This window comes from Arthrobacter sp. BK1 (assembly GCF_056680055.1).
This window is the reverse complement of sequence record NZ_CM155263.1, coordinates 733,461-752,083: the sequence shown is the minus strand read 5'-3', so window position 1 is coordinate 752,083 and position 18,623 is coordinate 733,461. Positions and strand designations below refer to the sequence as shown.

Below are 18,623 nucleotides of genomic sequence, written 5' to 3'. Positions count from 1 at the left end.
GCTCACCAGGTGAGCTGCCGTCCTGTCAGTCCGTACACCACATACATTTTCTAGACAGAGGGGTTCACATGGCGAACTACACTGCCGCTGACATCAAGGCTCTGCGCGAGCGCACCGGCGCCGGCATGATGGACGTTAAGAAGGCTCTTGACGAAGCCAACGGTGACGCCGAGAAGGCCATCGAGATCATCCGCATCAAGGGCCTCAAGGGCGCTACCAAGCGCGAAGGCCGCTCCACCGCTGAAGGCCTGGTGGCCGCCAAGGTCAGCAACGGCGTCGGCGTGATGATCGAAGTCAACTGCGAGACCGACTTCGTGGCCAAAGCCGACAAGTTCATCCAGCTGGCCGACAAGGTCCTGGCCGTAGCTGTGGAGTCCGGCGCTGCCGATCTCGACTCCCTCCTGGCCGTCGAGGTTGACGGCAAGCCGCTCTCCGAGGTTGTCGTCGAAGAAGGCGCAGTACTGGGCGAGAAGGTTGTTGTCCGCCGGATTTCCCGCATCGAGGGCGGCACGGTTGACGCTTACCTGCACAAGACCTCCAAGGACCTCCCGGCCCAGGTCGGCGTCCTGTTCGCAGTTGACGGTGAAGGCGAAGCCGCTGCCACCGCAGCACACGACGTCGCCGTGCACATCGCAGCGATGTCTCCGAACTACCTGACCCGCGAAGACGTTCCGTCCGAGCTGGTTGAGTCCGAGCGACGCATTGCCGAAGAGACGGCAAAGGCTGAAGGCAAGCCGGAGGCCGCCATGACCAAGATCGTGGAAGGCCGCGTGACGGGCTTCTACAAGGGTGAGGTCCTGGTTGACCAGGCATTCGCCAAGGACGCCAAGAAGTCTGTGGCACAGGTCCTCGAAGAGGCCGGTGTCAAGGGAACTGCTTTCGCACGTTTCCGCGTCGGCTCCTAGCCGAAACCGCAAAGGGGTGGCCACTTCGGTGGCCGCCCCTTTTGCATGCACGGCGAATGGTCGGATGAGACCTTTGACCGCCCGGCACGATAATCTTTTCAGAGTTCACCAACGGGAAGGCACCCATGGAAGCCGTCATTACTTCAAGCCAGCCGGAGAAGAGCCGACGCCGCGTCCTCCTGAAACTCTCAGGTGAGGTCTTCGGCGGAGGGAAGCTCGGCGTCGACCCCGAAACCGTCCGCGACGTCGCCAAGCAGATCGCCGCGGCTGTCCCCGCCGTGGAAGTTGCCATCGTGGTCGGCGGCGGTAACTTCTTCCGCGGTGCGGAGCTCTCCCAGAGCGGCATGGACCGCTCGCGCGCCGACTACATGGGCATGCTCGGAACCGTCATGAACTGCCTCGCCCTGCAGGATTTCCTGGAGCAGGCAGGCGTGGAAACCCGGGTCCAGAGCGCCATCACCATGGGTCAGGTCGCCGAAGCGTATATTCCCCGCCGCGCCATCCGCCACATGGAAAAGGGCCGCGTGGTCATCTTCGGCGCCGGTGCGGGCCTGCCCTACTTCTCCACCGACACAGTGGCCGCCCAGCGCGCCCTGGAAGTCCACGCAGACGTTGTGCTGATGGCCAAGAGCGGCGTGGATGCCGTATACACCGCCGATCCAAAAAAGGACCCCAACGCCGAGCGGCTTGAGACCCTCAGCTACGACGACGCCCTCCGCCGCGACATCAGGGTCATGGACCAGACAGCGATGACCATGTGCAAGGACAACAAGCTGTCCATGGTGGTATTCGGGATGGAAGGCGAAGGCAACGTCACCCGTGCGATCCTGGGCGAAAAGCTCGGTACCCTGGTGACCCCGTAGCTACAGCTAGGATGATTTCAGGACGGTTCCACCCCCTGGCAGGGCCAGGGAGGGAACCAGTAATGCTGAACCAAGATTGTGCAGGGAACCGGAACCCGGACTGCACTGATTTCTGAGGAGAGACCGTGATCGAAGAAACCTTGCTCGAAGCCGAAGAGAAGATGGACAAGGCAGTAGAGGTAGCCAAGGACGACTTCTCCTCGATCCGTACCGGACGGGCGAACCCGGGCCTTTACAACAAGGTGTTGGTGGACTATTACGGTTCACCCACTCCGCTGCAGCAGCTCGCGTCGTTCGCCATCCCGGACGCCCGCACCATCCTGATCACGCCGTTCGACAAAACTGCGCTGCGCGATATCGAGCGGGCGCTGAGTGACTCCGAGGTAGGGGCCAACCCCTCCAACGACGGCAACGTCATCAGGATCACCATCCCTGACCTGACCCAGGAACGCCGCAAGGAATACGTCAAGATCGTCAAGACCAAGGGTGAGGACGCGAAGATTTCCATCCGCAACATCCGGCGCAAAGCCAAAGAGACGCTGGATAAGCTCGTCAAGGACGGCGAAGCCGGCGAAGACGAAGGCAGCCGGGCGGAAAAGGAACTTGATGCCCTGACCAAGGCGCACGTGGACGGCATCGACGAGCTGCTCAAGCGCAAGGAAGCAGAGCTGCTCGAAGTCTGATGAGCCAGGCAGACCAGGCCCCCGCATCAAGGGCGCGCGCCAAGCGGACCCAGCCGCGCAGCAACCCCACGCCGAAGGCCGGCCGGAACCTTCCCGCAGCAATTGTAGTGGGACTGACCATGCTGATCGGTGTGCTCGGCGGACTGATCTTCCTCCCGCTCGGCTTCGTGGCTGTCACCACCGGGTTCGCGGTTTTCGGGGTCTGGGAAATCTTCCGTGCCCTGGAAGCCAACGGCACCAGGATGCCCATCATCCCCGTGATGGTGGGCACGGTGGCCATGCCTTTTGCCGCCTACTTCGGCGGTCTCGAAAGCCTCCTTTTCGCGCTGCTCCTAAGCTGCGTGGCTGTGCTCCTCTGGCGTTCGGTGGAGAGCCCGGTCGGATCAGCCAACAGCATCTTCGCCGGGGTCTTCACTCTCGGCTGGGTACCCTTCTTCATCAGCTTCGCCGCCCTGCCGCTCCATGCTGCCGGCGTGGTCCCCCCACTGGGCCTATGGCCGGGCGGGACGGTGCCGGCCGGAGCGTGGCAGGTCGCCGTGATGCTGCTGCTGGTGGTCTCGAACGACACCTTCGGCTACCTGGTGGGCGCATCGCTGGGCAAGCACCCGATGGCTCCCAAGATCAGCCCGAAGAAATCGTGGGAGGGCTTTGCAGGATCGGTTGCCGGGGCCACGGTGATCGGAGTCCTTGCCTGCATTTTTCTCCTGGACAAACCCTGGTGGGTAGGCGTGGTCCTTGCCCTGGGTACCGTTGCGGCGTCCACCGCAGGAGACCTCGCCGAGTCCATGGTCAAGCGTGAACTGGGCATCAAGGACATGAGCAGCATCCTGCCGGGGCACGGCGGTGTGATGGACCGCCTCGACTCCATTGTTTTCGCCTCACCCGTGGCGTTCGTCCTGTTCTCGGTGGTCTCGGGTGCCTGAGCCCGTCCTGCGCCGGGACAGGCAGCTAATACACTGGTCCGCAACGTGGCCCAGCCCAAGAGCAACAAAGGAACAATAGTGGCATTGGATTTTCAACGGAAAATTCCCGCGTCGTTTGAGCGCGTGCGGGGCAACGAGTTTGGTTACAACGCCAAACAGGTGGACCAGTTCCTCCAGCGGGCCAAGGTGGCGCTGGAAACGCCAAAGGCCGCCGTCCACCCGCTCGGCAGCGCCGACGTCCGGGCCGTTTCCTTTGATCCGGTGAAGGGTGGCTATTCAGCCGCCGTGGTGGACTCCGCGCTGGACCGGCTCGAGGACGCTTTCGCCCGCCGTGAGCGGGACGAGCTGATCGCTGCCCGGGGCGAAGACGCCTGGCTGCGCGAAATCGGAAAACTTTCGGGCATCCTCCGCGGACGCCTGCACAGGCCCGATGGCGAACGTTTCCGGCGCCCGGCCAAAAAGAACGTCCGCAGCTACAACATCCTGGATGTGGACAACCTCTGCTATGACCTGATCGGCTACCTCGAAGAGGACAAGCCCCTCAGTGTGGACAACGTCCGCCGTGCCGTCTTCCGTCCCGCCACGGGCTCGGAAGGGTACGAGGAAACCCAGGTGGATGCCTTCCTGGACCGCGTGGTCGAACTGATGGCGGCCATCGACTGACGCTCCTGCCCGACGTCCCTGCGTCTGCCCGACGTCCCGCCGGCACCGGGACTTAATCATCAGTTCCAGGCGTGGGGGACAGCGGCGTAAAGCTGCGCCAGGCGGAGAAGTACATGCGGTTTCCGGAGAAGACCGAGCCTGCCATGAACGCCAGCCCGCCAAGGGCCCCGACCGGCAAGGCCAGGCCGGTCCCGGCGCCCAGAATCGTCGCACCGGTTCCCAGGATGATGGCGATCAGGGCGGCGTTTGCCATCTGGATGAAGACCATGCTGCTTCCGGCCACTTGGCTCCAGGGTCCCCGCGGACCCAGGAAAAAATAGGTTTGGCGGGAACCGGCCAGGTCATCATGGCGCCCTGCCATGAGGTACGGGGCAAGCCCGGGGTCCAGGTCAACATAGGCCGCCCGGAGCCTGTTCATCGCAATGACGTACATCAGGTCCTCCAGGCCGACGTTCATCACCCGGACCTGGGTCAGCAGTCCGATCAGCAGGTCCACGAGGAGCACAGCCATAGCCAGGATGATGAAGGCGTCCGAGAATCTGGTGGCCTGGCCCACCAGCGCCAGGCTCACCAGGCTGGCTGAGGTGAAAGTCAGGAACATGCTGATCCGCGTCAGGACCTCACCCTGCGTGGTGCTGCGGGAAGCCAGCAGGGACCAGTGCTCGGTGGCGAGCAGCTGTGCCCGGACCGACGCCGGAACTCCTTCCGGCCCGGCGGGAGTGTTTCCGTCCTGCGTGGACATGCGGTAATTGTCCACCTTTGACGGTTCCCGCGCGAGGGCGGGCCGACGACGGCGGGTCACGCCGCCGTCGTACTTCCCGGAGAACGGGTGCCCGGGTCCGCCGGCTCAGCGTTCCGTGACCAGCGGCCGTTCCGGCGTGTGCAGGCGGGTCATCACCCGTGCCATGGTCCGGGGGATCCGCTTCCTGGTGGCCCGGGAAACGAACACCATCACGGCGAACGCCGCCGGGACGGACCAGGCCGCCGGCTGGGCCAGCCAGAACGGAGTGCCTGCGGCGCCCAGGACCGAGCCGGACACCATGGCGCCGCCGCAGAGGACTCCGCCGGTGACCATCCCGGCAATCGCTCCAGTATCGGTCAGGCCGCGCCACCAGATGCCGAGCAGGAGGACAGGGCAGACTGTGGACGCCGTGAAGGCAAACACCAGGCCGACGCTGCCTGCAAGGGCCAGGGAGTCGGTCATAAAGGCAAAACCCAGGGGTACAAGTGCGGCGATCACTGCAGCCAGCCGGAAACCCCGCACGCTGCCGCCCAGGACATCCTGGCTGATCACGCCTGCCAGGGAGACCACCAGCCCGGAGGTGGTGGACAGGAAGGCGGCAAAAGCACCTGCCACTACGAGCGCCGAGAGCAGGTCCCCGGCAGTCCCGCCGATGAACTCGCCCGGCAGCAGCAAAACCACCGCATCAGCCTGGCCGGAGCGGGCGAGTTCCGGGGCGAACGTCCTCCCCAGGAGTCCGTACGCCGTGGGGAAGAGGTAGAACACCGAGAGCAGCCCGAGGACGATCAGGGTGGTGCGCCGGGCCGAGTGCCCATCCGGATTGGTGTAGAAGCGCACGAGTACATGGGGGAGGCCCAGGGTGCCGAACAGCAGGGCCACCAGGAGGGAGATGTTCTGGTAGGGACCGGCAGGAGCCAGGCCGGTGGGATTGACCGCCGCCTGGGCCACGGCGCCGCTCCCGTTTCCGGCAAGGGAGAAAATGATGAACAGCACAGGCACCGCCAGTGCCGTGAGCTTGAGCCAGTACTGGAAGGCCTGCACAAAGGTGATGGAACGCATTCCGCCGGCCACCACGGTGAGGCAGACGATGACCACCACAGCCACCGAGCCCACCCAGGCCGGCAGGCCCGTGCTGATCCGGATGGTCAGTGCCGCCCCGTGCAGTTGGGGCACGATGTACAGCCAGCCCACCACCACCACCACCAGGCTGGTCACGCGGCGCACTGCCCGCGAATCGAGCCTGGCTTCGGTGAAATCCGGGATGGTGTACGCGCCGGACCGGCGCAGCGGGGCGGCCACAAAGAGCAGCAGCATCAGGTACCCGGCGGTGTAACCCACCGGGAACCACAAGGCATCCGTTCCGGAAAGCAGGATCAGGCCGGCAACGCCCAAAAAACTGGCTGCCGACAGGTACTCGCCGCCGATGGCTGAGGCGTTCCACCACGGTTTGACTGTCCGTGAAGCGACGTAGAAATCGCCCGTGGTGCGGGAGATCCGGAGGCCGTAGAAGCCGATGACCGCAGTGGCGACGGCAACCACCACCAGGGCCACGAGGCCCACGGCGGGATTCATCGCGGCCTCACTTGTCCTCGGCCAGATCGCGGTACCGGGCCTCATTTCTTGCGGCGGCCCGGATGAACAGCCACGCACTCAGGCCGATCACGGGATAAATGCCGGCCCCCAGCAGCAGCCAGTCGAACGGTATCCCGGCCACTTGTGTGTCCGCGAGGCCGGGGACAAACGCCAGGAGCAACGGGAACGCACCCAGCACCAGCAGGAACCCGCCGGCCACCACCAGTGCCAGCCGGAGCTGGGAGCGGATCAGCGACCAGACAAAGAGCTGACCCACCACAGACTCCTCGGCAGCTTCGCTCGTCTGGGCGGCCGGCCGGGCCGCGGAAAGGGGAGCGGTGACCCGGACCCGCGTCATAGCTGCGGCCGGATCCGGGTGGCCTGAAGCTTCTCGCGGACCGTTGGCAGGTGGCGGCGGCTGATGGGAAGGTTGGCGCCCGCCACGCTGACGCTCGGCCCGTCCGCGGCCAGCTTCATGGAGGCCACATGCTTCAGCGCCACCAGGAAGGACCGGTGGGTGCGGATGAAGCCGGCGTCCGCCCACTGCTGCTCCAGATCGGCCAGCGGAACCCTGATGAGGTAGCTGGCATCCGCCGTATGGAGGCGGGCGTAATCGCCCTGGGCCTGGACGTACGTAACGTCGTCGCGCCTGATCATCCGGGTGGTGCCGCCCTGGTCCACGGTGATCATCTCCGGTGCCGGGCCTTTGCCGCCGTCGCGCAGCAGCTCGCTGATCCGTCCCACGGAACGGGCCAGCCGTTCGGCACGGACGGGCTTGAGCAGGTAATCCACCGCAGCGAGCTCGAAGGCCTCCAGCGCACAGTCCTCGTCGGCGGTGACGAACACCACTGCAGGCGGGTGGCTGCTGCGCGCGATGGCCCTGGCAATATCCAGGCCGGAGACCGCAGGCATATGGATGTCGAGGAAGACGGCGTCCACCGATTCGGTGCTCAGCGCCCGCAGCGCCTCGGAGCCGGAGGACGCCCGGTGGATGGTGCCGATCCGGTCGTCCCTGCCCAGGAGGTAGGCCAGTTCCTCCACGGCCGGTAACTCGTCGTCGGCGACGAGGACATTAATCATGGTCCTACATTAGCCGTACCCGGGAAACGTGCCGGAAGGGCTCCTCAGGCGTCGTGGCCCGGCTGGGACTTGGGCACCCGCATGGTAATCAGAGTCCCTTCCCCCGGGGCCGTCTCAATCACCAGGCCGTGTTCATCGCCGTACACCTGCCGCAGCCGGGCGTCCACATTCCGCAGGCCCACATGGTCGCCGTCGGTGTGGCCGGCCAGCATGGACTGAAGCTGCGCAGGATCCATGCCCACGCCGTCGTCCTCAATGGTCACTTCCGCGAACGCGCCGGAGTCTTCGGCGGTGATGCTGATATGGCCGGGCCCCTCCTTCGCTTCCAAGCCGTGCCGCACCGCATTTTCCACGAGCGGCTGCAGGCTCAGGAACGGGATGACGGTACCCAGCACTTCCGGTGCTATCCGGAGGCTGACCTGCACCCGGTCGCCGAACCGTGCCCGCTCCAGCAGCAGATAACGGTCAATGCAGCGCAACTCCTCGGCAAGGGTGGTGAAGTCCCCGTGCCGGCGGAAGGAGTACCGGGTGAAGTCCGCAAACTCCACCACCAGTTCGCGGGCACGGGCGGGATCAGTGTTGATGAAGGACGCGATGGCGTTGAGCGAGTTGTAGATGAAGTGCGGGCTGATCTGGGCGCGCAGGGCACGGACCTCCGCTTCCATCAGCAGCGTCCGGGACGCATCCAGCTCCGCCAGTTCCACCTGGACCGCCACCCAGTCCGCCACTTCGCCGGTGGCGCGGACCAGGCCGGCGCCTGCCGATGGTGCAAAGGCCGCAACCACTCCCACCACGCGGGAACCGGCTTTCACGGGCGCAAGAACGGCGGCAAGACTGCCCGATTTACCCGCCGCGCTGAGGTCTTTGGGTTGGATGACGGTGGTTCTGCCGCTGGCGAGCACATCGGCGGCGAGGCCCATCAGGAGGGGTTTCAGTTCCTCCGCGGCGCCGTCCCAGGCCAGCACACCCGCGGTGTCGGTGATCGCCAGGGCGTCACAGCCGAGGAGGTTGCGCAGCTGCCGGCTGGCTTTGGCAGCGCCCGCCGGATTGAGCCCGGTACGCAGATGCTGGCCCGCACGGGATGCGGCGTGCAGGGTGTTGTAGGTGGCGCGTTCGGCATCGGTGCCCAGCTCGCGGAAAGACCTCAGCACCCTGATTCCCACGCCGACGACGACGGCGATCGCCACCACGATCACGGCGACGGCGGCGGCGGTCAGGAGAGGGGAGTCCGGCATGGTGCCCAGCGTAGCGGCGGGTGCCGTTTGTCGCAGCATCGGGACCGTTGAGCGACCATTGAAGCGCATCTCTGGAATGTACGGTCCCTCACAGCGCACAGTGATTGCAGTCACATTGACGGCATCCTGTCTGCAGGCGGCGGCCGGTGTGAACCAGGCAAGTCTCAATGAGGAGGAATTATGGGTAATGATGCCCAGACTCCGGACGCAGCGGCGTCCGTGGACTTCGAACAGGTCCAGTCGACAGCGCGGTTCCAGGAACTGCGCAAACGTCACCGCAGTTTTGTATTCCCCATGGCCGCCGTCTTCCTGCTGTGGTACTTCGCGTACGTCCTGCTGGCCGATTATGCAGTCGACTTCATGTCCACCAAAGTGTGGGGCAACATCAACGTCGGCCTGATCCTGGGCCTGCTGCAGTTCATCTCCACGTTCGCCATCACCGGCTGGTACGTCAGCTACTCCAACCGCAAGCTGGACCCGATCGCGGCGGAAATCCGCCACGAAATCGAAGGCCATGAATTTGATAAGGACGGCAACATCGTGACCGGAGTGACCAAATGATCGGCATCGCCACGGCGGTAGACGTCGCCGACCTCAAGGAAACCACGCTCCTGAACATGGGGATCTTCGGCCTGTTTGTGGCCGTCACCATGGTGATCGTGCTGCGGGCCAGCCGCAACAACAAGACCGCGGCCGACTACTACGCTGCAGGCCGCTCGTTCACCGGCTCGCAGAACGGCACAGCCATTGCCGGCGACTACCTGTCAGCTGCCTCATTCCTTGGCATCACCGGTGCCATCGCCATCAACGGCTACGACGGCTTTATGTACTCGATCGGCTTCCTCGTGGCGTGGCTGGTAGCCCTGCTGCTGGTGGCCGAACTTCTCCGGAACACCGGCAAATTCACCATGGCCGATGTCCTCTCCTTCCGCCTGAAGCAGCGCCCGGTCCGGATCGCCGCGGCCATCTCCACGCTGGCCGTCTGTTTCTTCTACCTCCTGGCACAGATGGCCGGAGCCGGCAGCTTGATTTCCCTGCTCCTGGGAATCAGCGACTGGGGCGGACAGGCACTGATCATCATCGTCGTCGGCGCCCTGATGATCATGTACGTACTGATCGGCGGCATGAAGGGCACCACCTGGGTCCAGATCATCAAGGCCATCCTGCTGATCGCCGGTGCGGCCGTCATGACCTTCTGGGTCCTGGCAATCTACGGCTTCAACCTTTCCAGCCTGCTCGGCGCGGCCGTTGAGACATCCGGCAACCCGGCCGTGCTGAACCCGGGCCTGCAGTACGGCAAGACCGAAACCTCAAAGCTGGACTTCATGTCCCTGGGCCTCGCCCTGGTCCTCGGCACGGCCGCCCTGCCCCACGTGCTCATGCGCTTCTACACCGTGCCTACGGCCAAGGAAGCCCGCAAGTCCGTTGTGTGGTCGATCTGGCTGATCGGGCTCTTCTACCTGTTCACCCTGGTCCTCGGATACGGTGCCGCAGCACTCGTGGGTGCCGACACCATCAAGTCGGCTCCCGGCGGCGTCAATTCCGCAGCCCCGCTGCTGGCCTTCTACCTGGGCGGCCCGCTGCTCCTGGGCTTCATCTCCGCGGTGGCATTCGCCACCATCCTGGCAGTGGTTGCCGGCCTGACCATCACCGCTGCCGCCTCCTTCGCCCATGACATCTACGCCAGCGTCATCTCCAAGGGAAAGGCCGACGCCGACACCGAGGTCAAGGTTGCCCGCCGCACCGTGGTTGTCATTGGTGTGCTGGCCATCCTGGGCGGCATCTTTGCCAACGGCCAGAACGTGGCCTTCCTGGTTGCACTGGCGTTCGCCGTGGCAGCCTCGGCGAACCTGCCCACCATTGTCTACTCCCTGTTCTGGCGGAGGTTCACCACCCAGGGCGCAGTGTGGAGCATGTACGGCGGGCTGGGCTCTGCCATCATCCTGATCATCTTCTCGCCGGTGGTGTCCGGTGGAGCGACGTCCATGATCAAGGACGCCAACTTCGCCCTCTTCCCGCTCAGCAACCCGGGCATTGTGTCCATCCCGCTGGCGTTCCTGCTGGGCTGGCTTGGCACGATCCTCGACAAGAACCGTGAGGACACCGCCAAGCAGGCCGAAATGGAAGTCCGGTCCCTGACCGGGGTTGGCGCCGAGAAGGCTGTGGATCACTGATCCCCGATTCCGGACCCGGTCTGCGGTTTCCTGACCGGAGCTGATCACGCAAGAACCCCTGTGCCGCCCGGCACAGGGGTTCTTTGTCTTCCGCATCCCTCCGGGTCCCCGTCGTTGTGTTCCTGCGGGTGCTCCGGGGGCAGATGCCGGCGGCTAGACCTGGGGCTTGAGCTTGATGTTGACCATCTTGAGTTCCTCGCCCTCGAAGCGGTAGACGAGATCGATTTTCCTGTCACCGTCGCAGGTGATGAGGCCGGTGATATCGGCGGACTTGATGTTGTTCTCGGTGCCGGCTTTGACGTTGTTGTAGGCAGGCTTGCAGCTGCTGTCCATCTCCAGGGTTTTGACGCCGGCGATGAAGGCTTCCTTGGACAGCTGTTCCTTCAGGGCCGGGTCGAGGTAGTCATCATAGGCTGTGGAGGTGTCGCCGGAGAGCACCAGCTTGGTGAAGCCGTCCGCGAGGCCCCTGGCCTGGTTGGTGGCGGCGTTGACGATGTTGAGCAGGATGAGCAGGCCGATGGTGACCAGTACCAGCACGCCGGCCACTATCCCCAGGATGGTCCAGAGCCTGCGGTGGCCGCGGACAGGCGGTTGCTGGCCGGGGAGTCCGAACGGCCCGTCCGCAGGAAGTTGCCCGGGGGTAGGGATGTGACCGGCTGTGTGGCCTTGTCCGGGAGCAGGGAGCTGCCCGGGCGCCGGGATTTGCCCCGTAGAGGGGTAGCCCCGCTGGTACGGTTCCTGAGGATTGCTCAAGATGGAGCCTTTCCGGCAACGCACTGGCACTGCCTTATTGCTGGGAACCCGCTGAACGGCACCCATCGATTAACCATGGACAGCCTATAACCCAGCCTGCCCCCGGGCCTTAACTGCCCTTTTCCACCAGATCCTAACCATCGCCGGATCCCCGCTCCAGCAGTGGCTGGATGCGGAAGGGGATGAGCTCGCTCATGGCCAGGGCGGTGTCGGTCCTGTCCACGCCATCGCAGGCAAGGATCTTCCCGTTGATCCGAAAGAGGTCCTCGGCGTCCAGTGCGACCACGCGCAGCAGGAGGTCTGCTGAACCGGTGAGGCCGTAGCCTTCCAGGATCTCCGGAATGCCGGCGAGGTCATGCGCCAGCTGTCCAAGCTTCTGCTGCTGGACGTGCACCGAGATAAAGGCCATCAGGGGATACCCCAGCGAGGCGGGATTGATCCGCCGTTCAAAGGACAGGAAGACGTGCTTCTTCTCCAGCTGCGCCATGCGCGCCTGGACCGTATTGCGGGAGAGCCCTAGCTTCTGGGCCAGCGCCACAACAGTCCGCCGGGGGTCGCGTGCCAGTGCAGAAAGCAGGCGCGTGTCGGTGCCATCCAAAGGGTGCATGTTGCGCAACGTTAGCACGGTTACGGACGCTTAAACAGGGCATTATGCTCAGGGCGCGCGGCGGTGGTTGTACCCATTGAGCATTGTGAGTAGGGTCACAATTATCCGGGGCAACGGCGCCCGGGCGGCTGCGGCTGGCGGAACCACAAGTTCCCAGGCTGTGGTCAAAACGACGTGAAAAGGTTGCGTGCGATCGTGTCTACAGACGAAGCGGGCCAGGGCGGATCGGGCACAGGCCGCCCGGTCGAAAATGCAGGAATCCCTGCTGGCAATTCGGGAACCCCTGCCGGGCCAGGCAGGAATCTCATCCAGCTGATCACCCCGGCGGGGGAACGGGTCAGCCATCCGGAATTCGACCCCTGGGTGCAGGACATCGCGGATGAGCAGCTGACTTCCCTCTATGAGGACCTGACGGTTATCCGGCGCATTGACGTCGAGGCCACCGCGCTTCAGCGGCAGGGCGAGCTGGGACTCTGGCCGCCGTTGCTGGGGCAGGAAGCGGCCCAGGTCGGTTCAGCGAGGGCCCTGAGGGATGACGACTTTGTGTTCTCCAGCTACCGGGAAAACGGTGTGGCCTATTGCCGCGGCGTGGACCTGGCGGACATCCTTCGGGTGTGGCGCGGCACTGCGGCCTCCGGCTGGGATCCTTATACGGTCAACATGGCCACGCCGCAGATCATCATCGGAGCGCAGACGCTCCATGCCACTGGCTACGCCATGGGAATCCAGAACGACGGCGCCGATTCTGTGGCGGTGACGTACTTCGGCGACGGCGCAACGAGCGAGGGCGACGTCAACGAGGCCATGGTTTTTGCCGCCAGCTTCCAGGTGCCGGTGGTCTTCTTCTGCTCCAACAACCACTGGGCCATTTCGGAGCCGGTGCGGTTGCAGTCCCACGTCCAACTCGCGGACCGGGCCACCGGATTCGGCATCCCCAGCCTCCGCGTTGACGGGAACGACGTCCTGGCTGTCATGGCCGCCACCCGGGTGGCTTTGGACCGTGCCCGGCACGGGGGCGGGCCCACGTTTATCGAGGCCGTCACCTACCGCATGGGTCCGCACACGACGGCGGATGATCCCACCCGGTACCGGGACGCCAACGAACTGGAGGACTGGGCCGCCAAGGATCCCATCTCACGGATCAAGGCGCTCCTGGACCGTAAGGGCCTCCTCACCGACCAGCTGCAGCAGCAGGTCCAGGACAAGGCGGACGCGGTGGCACGGGAGCTGCGGGCAGGATGCATCAACATGCCCGATCCTGAACCGCTGGAAGTCTTCAAGCACGTGTACAGCTCGCCCAACTCGTGGTTGGACCGGCAACAGGACCACTACACCCGTTACCTGGCTTCCTTCGGTGATCCCGCGGAAGCCCCGTCAGAAGAAGGTGCACGCTGATGACCCAGATGACCTTTGCCCGTGCCGTCAATTCCGGCCTGCGCAAATCCCTGGAAAACGATCCCAAAGTCATCCTCATGGGCGAGGACATCGGCACCCTCGGCGGTGTCTTCCGTGTGACAGACGGCCTGCAGAAGGACTTCGGCACCCACCGCGTGGTGGACAGCCCCCTGGCCGAGTCGGCCATTATCGGCACCGCCGTCGGACTCGCCTTCCGCGGGTACCGGCCGGTGCTTGAGATCCAGTTTGACGGCTTCATCTATCCCGCGTTCGACCAGATCGTGAGCCAGGTGGCCAAAATGCACTACCGCACACGAGGCACGGTGAAACTGCCCATCACCATCCGCGTTCCTTTCGGTGGCGGCATCGGTTCGCCGGAGCACCACTCCGAGTCGCCTGAGGCATACTTCACCCACACGTCCGGCCTGCGCGTGGTCACCGTGTCCAACCCGCAGGACGCCCACACCGTGATCCAGCAGGCAATCCTCAGCGACGATCCGGTGCTGTTCTTCGAGCCCAAACGCCGCTACCACGACAAAGGCGAAGTGGACGAGGGCATTGACCCGCGGACCGCCCTGCCGATGGACACTGCGCGTGTGCTGGCCGGGGGCACGGATGTGACGCTCGTGGCCTACGGGCCGTTGGTCAAGACGGCAAGGGATGCCGCCACCGCCGCTGCGGACGAAGGGATCTCCATCGAAGTCATCGACCTGCGCTCGCTGGCCCCCGTGGACTTCGCCACCGTTGAAAAATCCGTACGCAAAACCGGCCGCCTCGTGGTCACCCATGAGGCCGGCCAGCACGGCGGGGTGGGAGCCGAGCTGGCGGCGAGCATTACCGAACGGTGCTTCCATTACCTTGAAGCGGCGCCGGTCCGGATTACCGGGTTCGACATCCCGTATCCCTCCTCAAAACTTGAAATGCACCACCTGCCGGGCCTGGACAGGATTCTTGACGGCGTGGACCGCGCACTCGGACGCCCGAACTCCCTCAGTGGGCTGGAAGGATGAGCGCCATCATGATCAAGGAATTCAGGCTCCCCGATCTTGGTGAAGGCCTGACCGAGTCCGAAATCCTCAGCTGGAAGGTGGCGGTCGGGGATACTGTCAGCCTCAACCAGGTCATCGCCGAGGTGGAAACGGCCAAAGCAGTGGTTGAACTGCCGTCGCCTTTCGCCGGGGTGGTCAAGGAACTTCACGAACAGCCGGGAACCGTGGTGGAGGTCGGCAAACCGATCGTCTCGTTCGAGGTGGCGGACGACGCCGGCGCCTCACCGTCCGGGGGCGGACTTTTCGGAGCAGCGCCCGGCGCTGCCACGACGGCGGGAGGTCCCGCCAAACGGGAACCCAACCTCGTGGGGTACGGCGCCGTCCTCGAAAGTTCAGGCCGTCCTACGCGGCGGGCCCGTAACTTCGCAGCGGCCGCGCCTGGGTCCGTGCCCGGTTCAGTTCCCGGTCCGGTGCCCGCGTCCATCCCGGCAGCCGTGAAAGCCGAAGCCCCGGCGGTGGAGCCTGTCCAGAATGCCGAAGGCGAGTCCGCCGAACGCCCCCGCTCCACTCCGCCTGTGCGGAAACTCGCCAAGGACCTGGGGGTGGAACTGTCGGCTGTGCGGGGCACGGGCACTGGCGGGCTGATCACCCGCGAGGATGTCCTGAACTTCGTAGGCAGCGACGTGAGCGCGCCGGTGCGCCATCTTTCTGCCGTGTCGGATGCGGCCGCGCCAGCGGATGAGGCCGCGCCAGCGCACGATGCTGCGCCGGCGCATGCAGCCGCAGCACGTCCGGAGCGGGAGGTCCGCACGCCGATCAAGGGCGTCCGGAAAGCCATGGCTTCGGCGATGGTGGCAAGCGCTTTCACGGCACCGCATGCTACCGAGTTCCTGACCGTTGACGTGACGCCCACCATGGACCTGCTCGCCAAGCTGAAGGCCAGCAAAGGCTTCTCCGGCCACAAGCTCACACCCCTGACCATCGTGGCGAAGGCCGTTCTGATCGCGCTCCGGCGCAATCCGGCGCTGAATTCGCGGTGGGACGAGGCCAACCGGGAAGTGGTGCAGTTCAACTACGTGAATCTTGGCATCGCCGCCGCAACTCCGCGTGGGCTCACCGTTCCGAACATCAAGGACGCGGACACGATGTCGCTGCTGGAGCTGTCGGAGGCACTCACCGGTCTGACCGGGTCGGCGCGGGCAGGCAAGACGGCTCCGGCGGAACTGTCCGGCGGGACCATCTCCATCACCAACATCGGGGTTTTCGGCATTGATGCCGGCACGCCCATCCTGAATTCGGGCGAGGCAGCCATCCTGGCCATGGGCGCCGTTCGGAAGACGCCGTGGGAATACCGGGACGAGGTGGCCCTCCGTCAGGTCATGACCCTCAGCCTGTCCTTCGACCACCGGCTGGTGGACGGGGAGCAGGGATCGCGGTTCCTCGCCGACGTGGGCGCCATCCTGGCCGAGCCCGGCATGGTGCTGACGATGGTCTAGGCTGCCGACTGTTGCTGGAGCGGCCCTGTCCCGCTTGCCCGTTGCTGCCCAGCGCCGGCCAAGCGGGACAGGGCCGCTGGCGCGCCGGGGGACATGCCTGGGCGGAACCGGAGGCTCAGGCCGGCCGAACGTCGACGGTGAGCGCAGCCAGGGCCATGCCTTCCAGCATGGGGCGGGCCGATTTCAGGGTGACTTTCCGGCCGTGGGTGCGTACGGAGTGGGGCGTGGAGTTAATCAGCCCGAAGGTGGCGTGGGCGCGCATCCTCAGTTCGGCTGCATCATCGGCCGGGTGCAGCCGTGCCAGGACTTCAACCCAGAGCTCCACGTAATTGCGCTGCAGCGTCCGGACCTCGAACTGGTCCTGTGGGGTGAGGTTGCTGAAGTCCCGGTCCTGCACGCGGATCACGTCAGGCTTACCCAGGGCAAAATCAACCTGGAAACAGACCAGCCGCCGGAGCGCTGCCAGGGGATCGGTGTTCTCAGCCACGACGCGGCGGCCGCCCTCCAGCAGGTCACGGCTGACAGTGAGCAGCAGCGCGCCCAATACCGCCTGCTTCCCGGGGAAATGACGGTAGACGGCCGGCCCGCTCACTCCCGCGGCTGCGCCCAGATCCTCCAAGGACACCCGGTTGAACCCGTTCACCGCGAAGAGCGACGCGGCAGCGCTCAGCAACGCCTGCCGCCGGTTCTCCTTCGCCTGGCTCCGTTGGGTGGCGGGAGCAGGCTGGGCCGGCGGCGCCGGCTGGGTTGACTGCACCGGTCGGCTGGTGGCCACATTTCCTCCTTGGACCAGCAAATTCTAGCAACGCCTTCCTGTGTTGGACATCACAGTTAATAAAGACTAACCTGAATTTCAGTTACTAAGCACTAACCGAGTTGGCCTTGCGCCGCTCGCGTGCGGCTCAACAGAACAGGACCGGACACCGTCGATGGAGACCCTCACCAGCCGGCTTGACCCAGCGAGTGACGCCTTTGCTGCGAACAACAGCGCACAGACCGCGCTCGCCGCCGAGCTCCGCGCCAAGCTGGCTGAAGCTGCGCTGGGCGGCCCCGTAACATCACGCGAACGCCACGTGGCGCGCGGCAAACTGCTGCCGCGCGAACGCATCGACCAACTGCTCGACGACGGCAGCCCGTTCCTGGAGATCGCCCCGCTCGCCGCCAACGGCATGTACAGCGATGAGTCGCCCGGCGCCGGGGTCATCGCCGGCATCGGACTGGTCCATGGCCGCCAGGTCCTGGTGATCTCCAATGACGCCACCGTCAAAGGCGGCACCTACTATCCGATGACCGTGAAGAAGCACCTCCGCGCCCAGGAGGTTGCCCTCGAAAACCGGCTGCCCTGCATCTATCTGGTGGACTCCGGCGGAGCGTTCCTCCCCAAACAGGACGAGGTCTTCCCGGACAAAGAGCACTTCGGTCGGATTTTTTACAACCAGGCAAGGTTGTCTGCGGCAAAAATCCCGCAGATCGCATCAGTGATGGGCTCCTGCACGGCCGGCGGCGCCTACGTTCCGGCCATGAGTGACGAGACTGTCATCGTTCGAAAGCAGGGCACCATCTTCCTCGGCGGCCCGCCCCTGGTGAAGGCGGCCATCGGCGAGATCGTCACCGCCGAGGAGTTGGGCGGCGGCGACGTCCACGCCAGGATTTCGGGCGTGACGGACCACCTCGCCGAAAACGACGAACACGCCCTGCAGATCATCCGCGACATCGTCTCCACCCTGCCCATGCCTGCCGCCCCTGCCTGGAACGTGGAAACCGCCGTCGAACCAACAACTGACCCCGCCGGGCTGTACGGCGCCGTACCAACCGACGTCAACGCGCCTTATGACGTCCACGAGGTCATCGCCCGGCTCGTGGACGGCAGCCGGTTCCATGAGTTCAAAAAGGAATACGGCGCCACCTTGGTCACCGGCTTCGCGAAGCTGCATGGCCACCCGGTCGGAATCGTGGCCAACAACGGCGTGCTCTTCAGCGAGTCCTCCCTCAAAGGCGCCCACTTCATCGAGTTGTGCGACCAACGCGGCATCCCGCTGGTGTTCCTGCAGAACATCTCCGGTTTTATGGTGGGCAAGGACTCCGAGCAGGGCGGCATCGCCAAAAACGGCGCCAAGATGGTCACGGCAGTGGCAACGGCCCGGGTGCCCAAGCTCACCGTGGTGATCGGCGGGTCCTTCGGCGCAGGCAACTACTCCATGTGCGGGCGGGCCTACTCACCGCGCTTCCTCTGGATGTGGCCGGCGAGCCGGATTTCCGTGATGGGCGGGAACCAGGCGTCCAGCGTGCTCGCCACCGTAAAGCGCGACCAGTACGACGCCCGCGGCGAGGAATGGTCCGCCGAGGACGAAGAAGCCTTTAAAGCACCGATCAGGCAGCAGTACGAGGACCAGGGCAGCCCCTACTACTCCACCGCACGCCTCTGGGACGACGGCGTGATCGACCCCGCCGACACCCGCACCGTCCTGGGACTGGCGCTCGACGTCGTCTCCCGCACCCCGCTGCCGGAGACCTCCTTCGGCCTTTTCCGGATGTGAGCCAGA

At 65.0% G+C, this 18,623-nt stretch carries 19 protein-coding genes; 11 read left to right on the top strand and 8 right to left on the bottom strand.

Annotated elements, in window-relative coordinates:
• The first annotated feature begins 68 nt into the window (after nucleotides 1-68).
• The 5 genes from tsf (at nucleotide 69) to AC1MCA_RS03365 (ending at nucleotide 4,037) form a co-directional block, all read left to right on the top strand.
• Nucleotides 69-905, top strand: a complete 837-nt coding sequence (gene tsf / locus AC1MCA_RS03385) for a translation elongation factor Ts (RefSeq protein WP_479801191.1) — start codon at nucleotides 69-71, stop codon at nucleotides 903-905.
• Between the two features lie 125 nt (nucleotides 906-1,030).
• Nucleotides 1,031-1,768, top strand: a complete 738-nt coding sequence (gene pyrH, locus AC1MCA_RS03380; protein WP_108597736.1) for a UMP kinase — start codon at nucleotides 1,031-1,033, stop codon at nucleotides 1,766-1,768.
• A gap of 125 nt (nucleotides 1,769-1,893) precedes the next feature.
• Complete coding sequence (gene frr / locus AC1MCA_RS03375; protein ID WP_108597735.1) at nucleotides 1,894-2,451, top strand: ribosome recycling factor; 558 nt, start codon at nucleotides 1,894-1,896, stop codon at nucleotides 2,449-2,451.
• The gene (locus AC1MCA_RS03370; protein WP_108597734.1) at nucleotides 2,451-3,374 is read left to right on the top strand and encodes a phosphatidate cytidylyltransferase; all 924 of its coding nucleotides are present in this window, start codon (nucleotides 2,451-2,453) and stop codon (nucleotides 3,372-3,374) included. The genes frr and AC1MCA_RS03370 overlap by 1 nt, the downstream gene beginning before the upstream one ends.
• Before the next feature lie 78 nt (nucleotides 3,375-3,452).
• Nucleotides 3,453-4,037: a DivIVA domain-containing protein gene (locus AC1MCA_RS03365; protein WP_479801189.1), complete on the top strand. Its 585-nt coding sequence runs from the start codon at nucleotides 3,453-3,455 to the stop codon at nucleotides 4,035-4,037.
• A gap of 52 nt (nucleotides 4,038-4,089) precedes the next feature.
• On the opposite strand, the gene AC1MCA_RS03360 is transcribed toward AC1MCA_RS03365, so the two are convergent.
• The 5 genes from AC1MCA_RS03360 to AC1MCA_RS03340 form a co-directional block, all read right to left on the bottom strand.
• Nucleotides 4,090-4,779 carry a hypothetical protein gene (locus AC1MCA_RS03360; protein WP_479801188.1) on the bottom strand — a complete coding sequence of 230 codons (690 nt, stop codon included), beginning with the start codon at nucleotides 4,777-4,779 and terminating at the stop codon, nucleotides 4,090-4,092.
• A gap of 105 nt (nucleotides 4,780-4,884) precedes the next feature.
• Nucleotides 4,885-6,351 (bottom strand): sodium/solute symporter, encoded by a 1,467-nt coding sequence (locus tag AC1MCA_RS03355; protein ID WP_479801187.1) that lies wholly within the window; start codon nucleotides 6,349-6,351, stop codon nucleotides 4,885-4,887.
• Between the two features lie 7 nt (nucleotides 6,352-6,358).
• The gene (locus AC1MCA_RS03350; protein ID WP_108599549.1) at nucleotides 6,359-6,709 is read right to left on the bottom strand and encodes a DUF485 domain-containing protein; all 351 of its coding nucleotides are present in this window, start codon (nucleotides 6,707-6,709) and stop codon (nucleotides 6,359-6,361) included.
• Nucleotides 6,706-7,431: a LytR/AlgR family response regulator transcription factor gene (locus AC1MCA_RS03345; protein WP_108599548.1), complete on the bottom strand. Its 726-nt coding sequence runs from the start codon at nucleotides 7,429-7,431 to the stop codon at nucleotides 6,706-6,708. The genes AC1MCA_RS03350 and AC1MCA_RS03345 overlap by 4 nt, the downstream gene beginning before the upstream one ends.
• 44 nt (nucleotides 7,432-7,475) lie before the next feature.
• Nucleotides 7,476-8,666, bottom strand: a complete 1,191-nt coding sequence (locus AC1MCA_RS03340) for a sensor histidine kinase (RefSeq protein ID WP_479801186.1) — start codon at nucleotides 8,664-8,666, stop codon at nucleotides 7,476-7,478.
• A 180-nt stretch (nucleotides 8,667-8,846) separates the two neighbouring features.
• On the opposite strand from AC1MCA_RS03340, the gene AC1MCA_RS03335 reads away from it, so the two are divergent.
• Both AC1MCA_RS03335 and AC1MCA_RS03330 read left to right on the top strand, forming a co-directional pair.
• Nucleotides 8,847-9,227, top strand: a complete 381-nt coding sequence (locus AC1MCA_RS03335) for a DUF485 domain-containing protein (RefSeq protein WP_108599546.1) — start codon at nucleotides 8,847-8,849, stop codon at nucleotides 9,225-9,227.
• The gene (locus tag AC1MCA_RS03330; protein ID WP_479801185.1) at nucleotides 9,224-10,840 is read left to right on the top strand and encodes a solute symporter family protein; all 1,617 of its coding nucleotides are present in this window, start codon (nucleotides 9,224-9,226) and stop codon (nucleotides 10,838-10,840) included. The genes AC1MCA_RS03335 and AC1MCA_RS03330 overlap by 4 nt, the downstream gene beginning before the upstream one ends.
• Nucleotides 10,841-10,993: 153 nt before the next feature.
• Here the strand turns inward: AC1MCA_RS03330 and AC1MCA_RS03325 are convergent, their stop codons facing one another.
• Complete coding sequence (locus AC1MCA_RS03325) at nucleotides 10,994-11,593, bottom strand: hypothetical protein (protein WP_479801184.1); 600 nt, start codon at nucleotides 11,591-11,593, stop codon at nucleotides 10,994-10,996.
• A 133-nt stretch (nucleotides 11,594-11,726) separates the two neighbouring features.
• On the bottom strand, nucleotides 11,727-12,200 hold the full coding sequence (locus AC1MCA_RS03320) for an Lrp/AsnC family transcriptional regulator (RefSeq protein ID WP_108599544.1): 474 nt from the start codon (nucleotides 12,198-12,200) through the stop codon (nucleotides 11,727-11,729).
• A gap of 195 nt (nucleotides 12,201-12,395) precedes the next feature.
• Here AC1MCA_RS03320 and pdhA point away from each other — a divergent pair, with 195 nt between their 5' ends.
• From pdhA to AC1MCA_RS03305, 3 genes are read left to right on the top strand one after another with little or no spacing between them, the layout of a single operon-like run.
• Nucleotides 12,396-13,595, top strand: a complete 1,200-nt coding sequence (gene pdhA / locus AC1MCA_RS03315) for a pyruvate dehydrogenase (acetyl-transferring) E1 component subunit alpha (protein WP_479801183.1) — start codon at nucleotides 12,396-12,398, stop codon at nucleotides 13,593-13,595.
• A complete protein-coding gene (locus AC1MCA_RS03310) occupies nucleotides 13,595-14,605 on the top strand; it encodes an alpha-ketoacid dehydrogenase subunit beta (protein WP_479801182.1) in 1,011 nt (336 codons plus the stop codon). The genes pdhA and AC1MCA_RS03310 overlap by 1 nt, the downstream gene beginning before the upstream one ends.
• Nucleotides 14,602-16,080, top strand: a complete 1,479-nt coding sequence (locus AC1MCA_RS03305; RefSeq protein ID WP_479801181.1) for a dihydrolipoamide acetyltransferase family protein — start codon at nucleotides 14,602-14,604, stop codon at nucleotides 16,078-16,080. The genes AC1MCA_RS03310 and AC1MCA_RS03305 overlap by 4 nt, the downstream gene beginning before the upstream one ends.
• A gap of 115 nt (nucleotides 16,081-16,195) precedes the next feature.
• Here AC1MCA_RS03305 and AC1MCA_RS03300 read toward each other — a convergent pair whose 3' ends face one another.
• Nucleotides 16,196-16,855: an SACE_7040 family transcriptional regulator gene (locus tag AC1MCA_RS03300; RefSeq protein WP_479801180.1), complete on the bottom strand. Its 660-nt coding sequence runs from the start codon at nucleotides 16,853-16,855 to the stop codon at nucleotides 16,196-16,198.
• A 154-nt stretch (nucleotides 16,856-17,009) separates the two neighbouring features.
• Between AC1MCA_RS03300 and AC1MCA_RS03295 the strand changes: the two genes are divergently transcribed.
• Nucleotides 17,010-18,617, top strand: a complete 1,608-nt coding sequence (locus AC1MCA_RS03295) for a carboxyl transferase domain-containing protein (protein WP_479801179.1) — start codon at nucleotides 17,010-17,012, stop codon at nucleotides 18,615-18,617.
• Nucleotides 18,618-18,623 lie beyond the last annotated feature (6 nt).